Genomic DNA, 13,170 nt, shown 5'->3' on the forward strand with positions numbered 1-13,170 from the left:
CTAGCTAGCTACTGCTGCTTTTATAGTTTCTACTGCAGTGTCTAAATCAAGCATTAGTTTTTCACCGGTATGGCGGTTTTTAAGCTCAACCTTGTTTTCATCTAGGTTACGCTCACCAATAACAAGCGTGTATGGTACACCTAATAATTCCATGTCATTAAACATCACACCTGGGCGCTCTTTACGATCATCAAACAATACATCGAGACCTGCTGATTTTAATCCATCATATAGATTATTAGCAATATCAGGAATACGATGAGATTTGTGCATATTCATTGGTACAATCGCTAAATCAAATGGTGCAATTGGCTTTGGCCATTTAATACCATATTGATCGTTATTTTGTTCAATGGCAGCGGCAACAATTCTTGAAACACCAATACCATAACAACCCATTGTCATTACTTGATTTTTACCTGACTCACTGAGCACGCCTGCTTTCATCGCCTCTGAGTACTTAGTACCAAGTTGAAAAATATGACCAACTTCAACACCACGTTTGATTTGTAATGTGCCTTGACCACATGGACTTGGATCACCTTGTACAATATTGCGTAAATCTGCAACCTGGTATTCAGTTACATCACGGTCCCAATTAATACCACTAAAATGTTCATCGTCTTTGTTCGCACCAGCTACAAAATCAGCCATTACATTAGCAGTACGATCTACAATTATTGGCATAGATAAACCAACAGGGCCAATTGAGCCAGGCTTAGCACCTATTGCAGTAACAATTTCAGACTCAGGAGCCATTTCGAGTGGCGAATGGACTAGAGGGTGGTTTTGTGCTTTTAATTCGTTTAACTCATGATCGCCACGAATAACAAGGGCAACTAAACCTCGTTCACCGTTTTCATCTGCAGCGCCATATACGATAAGTGTTTTTACACCACGATGAGGTTTAACACCGTAATGTTTTTTAAGTTCACTGATTGTTTTAGCATCAGGTGTTGGAAAGGCTTTTAATTCTTTACTTTCAGCTGGGCGCTCTTCGTTAGGGGCAAGCGCCTCGGCTTTTTCAATATTGGCTGCGTAATCACTGGCATCGCTAAATGCGATAGCATCTTCACCTGACTCTGCAAGTACATGAAACTCATGTGAAACACTACCACCAATAGAACCCGTATCAGCAAGCACTGGACGATAATCTAAGTTTAAACGCTCAAAAATATTGCAATAGGCTTTGTGCATTATTTCGTATGTATTGTTTAAACAGTCGTCACTTAAATGAAATGAATACGCATCTTTCATGGTGAACTCACGCGCTCGCATAACACCAAAGCGTGGACGGCGTTCATCACGTACTTTAGTTTGTACTTGATAAAGTGTTAACGGTAATTGCTTGTATGAGTTAATTTCTTTGCGAACAAAATCGGTGATCACCTCTTCATGAGTAGGGCCAAGTGCAAAAGGGCGGTTGTGACGGTCATTAAAGCGTACTAGCTCATCACCAAATTGATCCCAACGGCCAGATTCTTGCCATAAATCGGCAGGTTGAATCACTGGCATTAGCATTTCAATCGCGCCTGCTTTATCCATTTCTTCACGGACAATGGCTTCAACTTTGCGTAACACACGTAAACCAGACGGTAGCCAAGTATATAAACCCGACGCAACGCGGCGTATCATGCCGGCTCTTAACATTAATTGATGTGAGATAATTTCAGCATCTGCTGGCGTTTCTTTAAGTGTTGCGAGTATATATTGACTGGTACGCATGTTTTTTCCGATAGTTATAAAATTATTCAACGTTAAGTTTAACAGCGCTAGCTTTTACACTAAAGCGCTAAGTTTAGTTTTCTACAGTTTTTCTATATGGCTTACATAGTTATGATCACCATTGACTTGCCAACGAATATTAAAGTTATATAAAGTCATGCCATAACTTTGCTCACCGTCCTTTTGTTTCTTATAGGCAGGGCGAGGATCTTGTTTTAAAACATTAGCGATAAAGTCTTTCAGCTCAGGGTGCTGAGTTTGAGCTGCAATAAAGCGCTCAGCTGTATCACTAAATTCAACGGTCATTTGGGTGTGTGGCCGCACATCAGCAAAGCCTGCACTGGCATCATGCATTGCATCAGAGTAGGGTAAGTACGGTTTAATATCTAAGATAGGTGTTCCATCGAGTAAATCAATCCCCGATAATAATAGACTTAACTGCCCATTATGGTATTCAATACCTTCGAGCTTAACAGCACTCATACCAATGGCGTTAGGCCTAAAAGTAGCACGCGTTGCAAACACGCCTTTACGATCATTACCACCTAAACGAGGTGGCCTAACCATCGCTGAGTAACCTTTATCAGCAGTTTCATGGAAACGGAATAAAAGCCAAATATGGCTAAATTCATCAAGCCCTCTAACAAACTCTTCACGATTGAAATCAGCACAAAATACAAGTTTAGCTTTAGCTTGTGGAACTAACCTAGGCTGGCGAGGAATAGCAAACTTCTGTTTGTATGGAGATTCAATATGACCTACGGCCGTTAACTGATAGTCGCTCATAAAACCAATTTTATAGTTTATTTTGCGCTATTCTAACCGTTAAATACAAAAAAAGGCAGCTGAGGCTGCCTTTTTAATTTAAACCAGCTGGTCTAATTAAAACATATACTGCACAGATACTGATGCAACGTCCATATCTGGGTCAATATCGTCTTCTAATTTATAACGTTCGTATTCTAAGCGCATCTGAACATTCTGAGTAAACGCATATTCAATACCTGCACCGTAAAATACGTCACCACCATCTTGGTCTGCTGACACACTACCAACCGCTGGAATGTCTGTTGTTACTTCTGCATCCCACTCAAGCCAACCACCTTTAGCGTAAACAGAAAAGCTTTCTGTTAATGGAGCTGAAAGACGAGCAGCAAGAGAGACACCATCAACTTCAGCATAACTATCGATATCACTTACTTCATCAAAGTTTTGGTAAGCTAATTCAACACTAATGTACTTATTAAACTGTGCCCCCACATAACCTTTTAGCATTTGTGAGTCATCATCAAAATCAGTATCATTTTGCGAGTCTTCAAACTCGAAAGAATATTGTCCATAGCCGATACCTGTATATATGCTCGGCAAATCCATATCAGTTACTTCTGCTTGGGCCGTGTTATTAAAACCAAATAGTGCAAGTGCAACAGCAGAAATTGAAAGTGATTTAATCATTTTATAGCTCCTTTACATAATAAAAAATAAATAACTCTTTGTTATTTTCCAATTATGTAGTTGCAGCCATTGTGCCAATGTTATTTTGAGTAATTAATGTTCTATTTGGTTATTTAATACATTAAAAAATTGTCTTTTGCTTTATTTTCAGTCACCTATTCAGTTTCAAAAAGGTCATTTTTGCAAATCAGTTGTAACTTTTACAGAGCAGTCTACTAGTTAGGGGGCTGTTTTATGCAGCAAGGTTTCCGTTTCTATCGCAATTTGTTTCATCTTAATTGCATAGTTTTCAAGCTGTTTCTCATCATTTGTAACCGCTGTGTAGGTAGGTACTTGCACGGGGTAACCCGTTTCATCCATTGCAATAAAGCTTATGATACAGTGATTAGTTTCAACCAAGTTCTGTGTCTTTGGATCACCGCAGCGCACTTGTATAAAAATTTGCATGCTAGTTTTTCCTGTATGCGCAATTTGTGCTTTTACTTCAACTATTTGACCAACCAATATTGGTCGCCTAAATTTAACCCCTGCAACAGATACAGTAACGCAATAATGACCACTCCAGCCGGCTGCACATGCATAGCCTGCTTGATCAATCCACTTCATAACAATTCCACCATGCACTTTACCACCAAAGTTAACATCAGTCGGCTCTGCTAAAAAACGAAACACCACATTATCTGAAGACATAAATAAACTCTTAATTTTGCTGACGGTATTATTCAGCATAGCGCAAAAAAGGGGCCTGAGCCCCCTGCAATTTAGGATTTGTTAACGTTTTTACATATTTGGGTAGTTTGGTCCACCAGCGCCTTCAGGTGTAACCCATGTTATGTTCTGGCTAGGATCTTTAATGTCGCACGTTTTGCAGTGAACACAATTTTGTGAATTTATAACAAATTCATCTTTGCCTTCTATCTGCTGTACTTCATATACGCCAGCAGGGCAGTATCGTTGTGCAGGCTCGTCAAATTTAACAAGATTCACATCGATTGGAATTGCGCTATTTTTTAGCTGTAAGTGACAAGGTTGTGACTCTTCGTGATTTGTATTTGATAAAAATACCGACGATAACTTGTCAAAACTCAGTTTATTATCAGGTTTAGGGTAGTTAATTTTATCTATAGTGTTTTTATCCACTAAAGTATCGTGGTCTGGCGTATTATCTTTAAACGTAAATGGTAACGCACCTGCAAATATGTTTTGGTCAATTGTATTGTATGCACCGCCAATAAATTTACCTAACTTATGCATAACAGGGCCAAAATTACGTGACTGATGTAACTCTTTATATGCCCAAGTTTGTTTGAATGCGTCATCATACTCGACAAGATCTGTATGGGCTTGTTCGTTAGAAAGTGCTTCAAAGATCGTTTCGGCAGCCACCATACCTGACTTCATCGCGGTATGATTACCTTTAATTTTTGCAAAGTTTAATGTCCCTGCATCACAACCGACTAGTAAACCACCTGGGAAATGCATTTTCGGTAAAGAGTGTAAACCGCCTTTTGCAATTGCACGCGCACCATAAGCAATCCGTTCGCCACCATCAAGCACATCTTTGAAAGTAGGGTGGTGCTTCATGCGTTGAAATTCATCAAATGGGCTTAAATGTGGGTTTGAGTAATTTAAATCAACAATTAAACCAACCACAACTTGATTATTCTCAGCGTGATACATAAATGCACCGCCATTGGTGTCACCAGCAAGTGGCCAGCCTGTGCCATGTACAACCGTACCTTCTTTGTGTTTACTTGGATCTATCTGCCAAATTTCTTTAAAACCCAAACCATAGTGCTGTGGTGATGCATCTTTATCGAGTGCAAATTGATTTATAAGCTGTTTACCTAAATGCCCACGACAACCCTCTGCAAATACAGTGTACTTAGCACGTAGTTCCATTCCTGGCATGTAACCATCTTTTTCGTTGCCTTCTTTATCAAGGCCCATGTCTCCGGTAATGATACCTTTTACCGTGTCATCTTCAATTATTAATGAGTGCGCACTGAAGCCAGGAAATATTTCGACCCCAAGGTTTTCAGCTTGTTCTGCCAACCAACGACATACGTTAGCCATAGAAACAATATAGTTACCATCGTTATGAAATGTTTTAGGCGTTGCAAAGTGAGGAATTGCTGTTGCTTTAGATTCATTGTTGAACCAATAAATTTCATCATTAGTTACTTTAGTTGCCACGGGCGCACCTAATTCTTGCCAATTAGGGAGCAATTCGTCTAATGCGGTTGTTTCAAATATAGCGCCAGATAATATATGAGCGCCCACCTCAGAGCCTTTTTCAACAACACAGATCATGCATTCTTTTTCTTTTTGTTGTGCTTGCTGCGCTAATCTAATTGCTGTTGATAGCCCCGCAGGACCAGCCCCAACAATGACTACATCAAATTCCATGGTTTCGCGTTCGACCATAATAACCTCTTGTGTGTGACGGACCTGCACCTTTTACAAAGGGGATTTCATACTTGCAAATGAAACGTTACAGGCTGTGAATAGTTTAAGGTTATTTTAGGTTGACGTTTACGTCAACAGGAAGTAGTCTGAATTCATAAAATAAATAGGTTGACGTACACGTTAGCTTGTAGGTTTAAATAATCAGGGAGTTCCTATGAAAGTTCTCGTTCCAATAAAAAGAGTCATCGATTACAACGTAAAAGCACGCGTTAAATCAGATAACAGTGACGTTGATCTTACCAATGTAAAAATGGCGATGAACCCATTTTGTGAAATTGCGATTGAAGAAGCCATTCGTTTAAAAGAAGCTGGAACCGCAACTGAGGTAGTTGCTGTTACTATTGGCGCTAAAGCATCACAAGAGCAGTTGCGCACAGCATTAGCATTAGGTGCTGATAAGGCAATACACATCGAAACAGATGAAAAGCTTGAGTCACTTCATGTTGCTAAACTTCTCGCAAAAATAGTTGAGCAAGAATCACCTGAACTCGTTATTTTAGGTAAACAGTCAATTGATTCAGATAACAATCAAACTGGCCAAATGCTTGCTGCGTTAACAAATCGCGGTCAAGGTACGTTTGCATCTAAAGTTGATGTGGATAGCGGTACCGTAAAAGTTACGCGTGAAGTAGATGGCGGCTTGCAAACAGTTGAATTAAAACTACCTGCGATTGTAACAACTGATTTACGTTTGAATGAACCTCGTTACGCTTCTTTACCTAATATCATGAAGGCTAAACGCAAGCCACTTGAGGTTATTGCAGCAGATAGCTTAGGCGTTGATTTAGCACCACGTATACAGCTTGTATCAGTCAATGAACCCGCCAAACGTAGTGGTGGTATAATTGTTGAAGATGTTGCCCAATTAGTTGAAAAACTAAAAACAGAAGCAAAGGTGATTTAAATGAAAACATTAGTAATAGCAGATCATGATAATGGCCAACTAAAGCCAGAAACATCTAAAACTATTAATGCTGCGGTTAAATTAGGTTTTGCTGTTGATGTACTTGTTCAAGGCGCTGATATTAGTGCTATGGCAAATGAAGTTGCCCTAATTGAGGGTGTTAGCAATGTACTTGTTGCTGATAATGTAGCTTACACACATCAACTAGCCGAGAACACGGCTGATTTAGTTTTATCCTTGGCATCTGATTATTCTCATATTGTAGCTAGTGCAACCACCACAGGTAAAAACTTTATGCCCCGTGTGGCAGCGTTATTAGATGTGGCGCAAATTTCTGAAATAATCGACGTAGTGGATGCCGAAACATTTAAGCGTCCAATCTATGCGGGTAACGCAATTGCGACTGTAAAATCACTAGACACTAAAAAAGTGATTACTGTTCGCGCCAGTAGCTTTGATTTACAAAATGAGCAAGCTGCTGCACCTATAACGACTATTGATGCAAGCTTAGAAAATCAATTAAGTAGCTTTGTTAGTGTTGAGCAAACAGAGTCTGAACGCCCTGAACTAACCGCAGCTGATGTCGTTATATCAGGGGGTCGTGGCATGCAAAATGGTGAAAATTTTGCTCTGTTAAATGGCATTGCCGATAAGCTTGGGGCAGCAATTGGTGCTTCACGTGCCGCGGTTGATGCTGGTTTTGTCCCTAATGATATGCAAGTAGGGCAGACGGGTAAAATTGTTGCGCCTAACTTATATATTGCGGTGGGTATAAGTGGTGCGATTCAGCATCTTGCCGGCATGAAAGACTCTAAAGTGATTGTTGCAATTAACAAAGACCCAGACGCTCCAATTTTCCAAGTTGCTGACTATGGTTTAGTTGCAGATTTATTTGATGTGCTACCAGAGCTAGAAACAGCACTATAAATCATAAACGATTCTGGTTGTTAAAAGCTGTTGTTCCTTAGGTTCGCAGCTTTTTTTCATTTTATATTCAAACCTCCTCAGGATGCTTAATTCACCATCACATAATGTAATTTAGAAAGTTGCTTTTTAACGTTTTCAGACTTAAGAAAACGCAATAGCTGTTCGCCCTTGCTCATTGATTTATCTGACTGGGTGTTAATAATAATGACCAGTGGCCTTACAAAACTGTACTCACCACTTTTAATAGTAGCAAAGCTAGGTTGAACACCATCAATAGATAAAATTCTAATTTTATCTATTCTTTTTAACTCTGAAAACTGTGAAATAGCCCCAAAAGAATCGTAAGCAATAGCGGTTGGAATACGTTGTACAATACCTAATGCTTGATTAAATTCATTGTATAAAAGTACATCATTTTTTGAAAATAGACCTCTGTTACCTGCTTTTTTAAGTTTTATTGAGTCAGCTTGTGGTGACTTCATGTAGTCGAGTGACAAGAACTCTAAAAAAACGTCAAACGTACCGTGATGAACGCCTTTACTAAATAAATCGATTTGGTTGTTCTTTTTTGACTTTTTATTCTCAGAAGCTACCAACTGTGACCACTCATCAATGTGTCCAGCATAAATGTCAGTTAGCTGACTAACAGAAAGGTTAGAAGTTTCGTTGTCGGTATTTGAAAAAAATACTAGCGCATCTTGCGCAAGCACAATTTGCTTAAGGTGAGGCCATTTCTCTTGTTCTAGTTTAGTCATGTAGCGTGATGAAGCACCAATATCTACAAGGTTTTGTGCAATAGCTGTAATGCCTTTATCACTGCCCATGCCACGCAGCTGCATAACTGATTGGTTTTGGTTATTAAAGTCTTTTTGAACCAGCTCTAGCATTTGGGTGACAGAGGTAGAGCCTGCGACGAGTAACGTATCTAAACTGGGTTTTTCTTGGCCGTTAACCAAAGTTGAGGACAATAAAACTATAAAGAATATCAGTTGTTTAAACATATATTTTGTTCTGTAGGGTATTTTAACTAAGTGTAGTTCAAACTCACTAGAACAATAAACAGGAACAAAAAAACCAACCCTAGGGTTGGTTTTTTTTAGCAACAATACTAATTAATTAGTATGTAGCGCTGCCTTTTGTACGTGGGAAGGCAATAACATCACGTACATTACCCATACCAGTTACGTAGGCTACTAAGCGTTCAAAACCTAAACCAAAACCAGAGTGCGGTACTGAACCATACTTACGTAGGTCGCGATACCAGCTGTAGTCTTCTTTGTTCAAGCCCATTTCTTCTAAACGTGCATCAAGTACATCAAGGCGCTCTTCACGTTGTGAACCACCAATGATTTCACCAATACCTGGCGCAACTACGTCCATTGCAGCAACGGTTTTACCGTCTTCATTTTGACGCATGTAAAACGCTTTAATGTCACGCGGATAGTTTTTAATAACTACTGGCGCTTTAAAATGTTCTTCTGCAAGATAACGCTCATGCTCAGACTGTAAATCTACACCCCATTCAACAGCGTATTCAAACTTTTTACCACATGCTTTAAGTATTTCTACTGCGTCAGTGTAATCAACTTGGGCAAAATCTTTTTCAACAAATTCTTCTAAGCGCGAGATAGCTGTTTTCTCTACACGTTGTGCAAAAAACTCCATGTCATCACGGCGTTCCTCAAGCACTGCTTTGAATACATATTTAAGCATGTGTTCAGCCAATTTTGCGATGTCTTCAAGATCTGCAAACGCAACTTCAGGTTCAACCATCCAAAATTCAGCAAGGTGACGAGAAGTATTAGAGTTCTCAGCACGGAAAGTAGGGCCAAAGGTGTAGATTTTTGACATAGCAGAGGCATATGTCTCACCATTTAATTGACCAGATACAGTAAGAAACGCTTCTTTACCGAAGAAGTCTTCACTGTAATCAACATCGCCTTTATCTGTGCGTGGTAAGTTTTGCATATCTAGCGTCGATACGCGAAACATCTCACCGGCACCTTCACAGTCACTGGCTGTGATGATAGGGGTGCTGATCCAGTAATAACCCTGCTCGTGGTAAAAACGGTGAATAGCTTGTGCTAAACAGTTACGAACACGTGTTACTGCGCCGATAATGTTAGTACGAGGGCGAAGATGTGCATGCTCACGTAAGTATTCAATACTGTGACGCTTAGCTGCCATAGGGTACGAGTCTGGGTTTTCTACCCAGCCTAATACTTCAACCTTATTCGCTTGGATTTCGAATGACTGGCCTTTGCCTTCAGATTTAACCAAAACACCTGTTACTGATACAGAGCAGCTAGCTGTTAAACGCGTTACTTCTTCGTAATTGGTCAGTGAATTAGGCACTACCGCTTGAATTGCGTCAAAACATGAACCGTCATGAACGGCTAAAAATGAAATTCCTGCTTTTGAATCGCGGCGAGTACGGATCCAGCCTTTTACTGTTACTTGGCTGTCTACCGCAACCTTGCCTTTTAATAGCTCTGAAATCGCTAAGTGGCTCATCTTCACTCCAATGATATAAGTTGCCTACATTAATAAATGTGTGCATTGTTGCACTTGAACCCCGTATCTTACCTTTGAACGGAAAATAAAAAAACATGTGCATGCAACTCTTTGCAATTTCTTTATGGTTTTTTTATACAAATATGGCTTTTATTTATAAAGCGCATGAATATTAAACACTGATTTAAATAAATCTGCCTTAAGTGTGCGATAAATCCAGCTTTTATGGCATTATAGGTTTAACTTTGTATTTTTAACTAATTAACTAACAATTACAGGTTCCATGAAACAAGTCTTTATTTTACGCGGCCTGCCAGGCTCAGGTAAGTCATACTATGCACAAACGCTTGCTGACGAACTCGTCACAGGTGATCAAAGCCAATACTTGATTTGCTCAACAGATGACTATTTTTATGATGAGCAAGGTGAATATAAGTTTGATAAATTTAAGTTATCGCAGTTTCATAATTTAAATCTAGCTCGCTTTATTAACGCTTTATCACAATCAATCCCCTTGGTAATAGTTGATAACACCAATATTAAAAAGTGGGAATTTATTGCTTATAGCCAAGCTGCTGTAGCACTTGGCTATCAAGTTAAAGAAGTGATTGTCGGTGAAGTCAAAGATAAATCAATGCAACACTTATATGCGAAACGTAATAGTCATAAAGTGCCGCTAAAGATGATCAGTAAAATGGCTTACATGTTTGAATGGTAAACATGTAAGCAGTGCTTTTTAATATTGATTATTAGCAATAGCATTGTAAATAGCGTCACTAAGTATATTGATATCCTCAGCCGTGCTTATGTACGGTGGCATTAAATAGATTAACTTGCCAAATGGGCGTATCCATACGTTTTGGCTGATGAAGTACGCTTGAATTTTCGCAACATCAACCTCACAAGCCAGCTCCACAACACCGATAGCACCCAGTGTTCTTACATTTTTTACCTGTTCAAGCTCAGCACATTTATTTAATGAGGCTAAGGCCTGATTGAGTTGTGTAATTTGCATTGACCAGTTTTGCTGTAATAACACATCAATACTGGCACATGCCACAGCACAGGCTAGTGGGTTGCCCATAAATGTAGGGCCATGCATTAGCACACCCGCTTCACCTTCACTAATACCAATTGCAATTTTGTCTGTGGTTAGAGTGGCCGATAGTGTCATTGTACCGCCGGTAAGTGCTTTACCTATACACATGATATCGGGTTCAATGTCACTGTGTTCAACGGCAAACATTTTACCTGTTCTGCCAAAGCCTGTGGCTATTTCATCGCAAATTAGTAAAACATCATACTCGTCACATAACCGTCTAACCGCCTTTAGGTAGTCTGGGTGGTAAAAGTTCATTCCCCCTGCATTTTGTACAATTGGCTCAATGATAAAGGCGGCAACCTGTTGATGGTGCAGCTTAAAATAGTGTTCAAGTTGTTCGGCTTCATTGTCATCAAACAGTTCACCAAATTGACTTACAGGGGCAGGAACAAAAACATGTTCAGGCAAAAAGCCACTGTACAAGGAATGCATTGAATTAACGGGGTCGCAAACACTCATGGCTGCAAATGTATCACCATGATAGCCTTTTAGTGGTGTCATGAGTTTTTGCTTAGTGGTGATACCTTGGCTTAACCAATATTGCAGCGCCATTTTTATTGCCACTTCAACAGAAACCGACCCGCTGTCCGCTAAAAATACTTTTTGTAAGCTCTCAGGGGTAATAGCAACGAGCTTTTTGCACAGTTCAATTGCAGGCTGGTGGGTAATGCCCCCAAACATAACATGGCTCATAGTGTCTATTTGTTGATGCATAGCTGCTTTTAGAGCAGGGTGCCCGTAACCATGAATAGCACTCCACCAAGAGGCCATGCCATCAATTAAACATTCACCTGTTGCTAAGTAAATTTTATTACCTTGAGTATGCGTAACAGGGTAGACCTCAAGCGGCTGTGTCATCGATGTGTAAGGGTGCCAAATGTGTTGACGATCAAAATCAAGGTCGATTGTGTGTTTTTTATTCATTAGTAAACTTTAATCTATTGCGTTTCGTTGACAATGTTACGCCAAGTCTTAGACTAAACCAATATCCACCGTCATTAAAAAATAAAAAGAGAGAGTTATGGAGTTTGCAGCCGTTCGTCACGATTGGACACACAAAGAAGTAAAAGCATTATTTGAAATGCCGTTCAACGATTTACTATTCAAAGCCGCCTCTGTTCACCGTGAAAATTTTAATCCCAATGAAGTGCAAATTTCTACGTTACTATCTATTAAAACCGGTGCATGCCCAGAAGACTGTAAATACTGCCCGCAATCAGGCCATTACAAAACAGACTTAGAGCGCGAACGTTTACTCGAAGTCGAAAAAGTGGTTGAACAGGCACGCGCAGCTAAAGAAAAAGGCGCAACCCGCTTTTGTATGGGTGCTGCATGGTCAGATCCAAAAGATCGTGATATGCCCTACATTTCACAAATGGTAAAAGAAGTGAAAGAGCTTGGCCTAGAAACATGCATGACACTTGGTATGTTAGATAACGATAAAGCACACGCATTGCGTGACGCTGGGCTTGATTACTATAACCATAACCTTGATACATCGCCTGAGTATTATGAGCAAATTATTTCAACACGCACGTATCAAGACCGTCTAGACACAATTGGCAATGTGCGTGATGCCGGAATGAAAGTATGCTCGGGTGGTATTGTAGGCATGGGTGAAGAAGCATCTGACAGGTTTGGTTTACTCATGGGGCTTGCAAACTTGCCACAACAACCCGAAAGTGTACCAATCAATATGTTGGTTAAAGTAAAAGGCACACCACTTGAAAATGTTGATGATCTAGACCACTTTGATTTTATACGTACCATAGCAACAGCGCGTATTATGATGCCTAAAAGCTATGTACGCTTATCAGCAGGTCGTAATGCTATGAACGAACAAATGCAATCAATGTGCTTTTTTGCCGGTGCTAACTCTATATTCTACGGTGATAAATTGCTAACAACTGAAAACCCGGAAGCTGATGCGGATATGAACCTGATTAAAAAATTAGGTATGAACCCAGAAAAACACCAAGACTATTCAGACGAAGCAGTGGCCGCATCACTGTCATCTAAAGTGGCTGATAAGGCGACCTCTGAATTGTTTTATCCTGTATAACACAGCATTCAA

Annotated in this window: 12 protein-coding genes; 4 read left to right on the top strand and 8 right to left on the bottom strand. The window is 39.8% G+C overall.

The features are described 5' to 3' along the window. The 5 genes from ACHUE3_RS05140 to ACHUE3_RS05160 form a co-directional block, all read right to left on the bottom strand. Complete coding sequence (locus tag ACHUE3_RS05140) at positions 1 to 1,725, bottom strand: proline--tRNA ligase (protein ID WP_394190835.1); 1,725 nt, start codon at positions 1,723 to 1,725, stop codon at positions 1 to 3. 81 nt (positions 1,726 to 1,806) lie between these two features. Continuing rightward, positions 1,807 to 2,511 (bottom strand): tRNA (N6-threonylcarbamoyladenosine(37)-N6)-methyltransferase TrmO, encoded by a 705-nt coding sequence (gene tsaA, locus ACHUE3_RS05145; RefSeq protein WP_394190837.1) that lies wholly within the window; start codon positions 2,509 to 2,511, stop codon positions 1,807 to 1,809. Positions 2,512 to 2,607: 96 nt separating this feature from the next. Then, entirely contained in the window at positions 2,608 to 3,180 is a 573-nt protein-coding gene (locus ACHUE3_RS05150) for an outer membrane beta-barrel protein (protein ID WP_394190839.1), read from the bottom strand. A 219-nt stretch (positions 3,181 to 3,399) separates the two neighbouring features. Next, on the bottom strand, positions 3,400 to 3,870 hold the full coding sequence (locus ACHUE3_RS05155; RefSeq protein WP_394190841.1) for an acyl-CoA thioesterase: 471 nt from the start codon (positions 3,868 to 3,870) through the stop codon (positions 3,400 to 3,402). 90 nt (positions 3,871 to 3,960) lie between these two features. Then, positions 3,961 to 5,607 (bottom strand): electron transfer flavoprotein-ubiquinone oxidoreductase, encoded by a 1,647-nt coding sequence (locus tag ACHUE3_RS05160; protein WP_394190843.1) that lies wholly within the window; start codon positions 5,605 to 5,607, stop codon positions 3,961 to 3,963. Positions 5,608 to 5,803: 196 nt separating this feature from the next. Here ACHUE3_RS05160 and ACHUE3_RS05165 point away from each other — a divergent pair, with 196 nt between their 5' ends. Beyond that, the gene (locus ACHUE3_RS05165) at positions 5,804 to 6,553 is read left to right on the top strand and encodes an electron transfer flavoprotein subunit beta/FixA family protein (RefSeq protein WP_394190845.1); all 750 of its coding nucleotides are present in this window, start codon (positions 5,804 to 5,806) and stop codon (positions 6,551 to 6,553) included. Beyond that, the gene (locus ACHUE3_RS05170; RefSeq protein WP_394190847.1) at positions 6,554 to 7,480 is read left to right on the top strand and encodes an electron transfer flavoprotein subunit alpha/FixB family protein; all 927 of its coding nucleotides are present in this window, start codon (positions 6,554 to 6,556) and stop codon (positions 7,478 to 7,480) included. It abuts the gene before it with no gap. An 86-nt stretch (positions 7,481 to 7,566) separates the two neighbouring features. Here the strand turns inward: ACHUE3_RS05170 and ACHUE3_RS05175 are convergent, their stop codons facing one another. Then, on the bottom strand, positions 7,567 to 8,481 hold the full coding sequence (locus tag ACHUE3_RS05175; protein ID WP_394190849.1) for a PstS family phosphate ABC transporter substrate-binding protein: 915 nt from the start codon (positions 8,479 to 8,481) through the stop codon (positions 7,567 to 7,569). A 115-nt stretch (positions 8,482 to 8,596) separates the two neighbouring features. Next, on the bottom strand, positions 8,597 to 9,994 hold the full coding sequence (gene asnS, locus ACHUE3_RS05180; RefSeq protein ID WP_394190851.1) for an asparagine--tRNA ligase: 1,398 nt from the start codon (positions 9,992 to 9,994) through the stop codon (positions 8,597 to 8,599). A 283-nt stretch (positions 9,995 to 10,277) separates the two neighbouring features. Here asnS and ACHUE3_RS05185 point away from each other — a divergent pair, with 283 nt between their 5' ends. Next, on the top strand, positions 10,278 to 10,712 hold the full coding sequence (locus tag ACHUE3_RS05185; protein WP_394190853.1) for an AAA family ATPase: 435 nt from the start codon (positions 10,278 to 10,280) through the stop codon (positions 10,710 to 10,712). Positions 10,713 to 10,730: 18 nt separating this feature from the next. Here ACHUE3_RS05185 and bioA read toward each other — a convergent pair whose 3' ends face one another. Beyond that, on the bottom strand, positions 10,731 to 12,020 hold the full coding sequence (gene bioA, locus ACHUE3_RS05190) for an adenosylmethionine--8-amino-7-oxononanoate transaminase (protein ID WP_394190855.1): 1,290 nt from the start codon (positions 12,018 to 12,020) through the stop codon (positions 10,731 to 10,733). Between the two features lie 97 nt (positions 12,021 to 12,117). Here bioA and bioB point away from each other — a divergent pair, with 97 nt between their 5' ends. Continuing rightward, the gene (bioB, locus tag ACHUE3_RS05195; protein WP_394190857.1) at positions 12,118 to 13,158 is read left to right on the top strand and encodes a biotin synthase BioB; all 1,041 of its coding nucleotides are present in this window, start codon (positions 12,118 to 12,120) and stop codon (positions 13,156 to 13,158) included. Positions 13,159 to 13,170 lie beyond the last annotated feature (12 nt).

The organism is Pseudoalteromonas atlantica, assembly GCF_043641955.1.
In the GTDB taxonomy this organism is placed as follows: domain Bacteria; phylum Pseudomonadota; class Gammaproteobacteria; order Enterobacterales; family Alteromonadaceae; genus Pseudoalteromonas; species Pseudoalteromonas atlantica_A.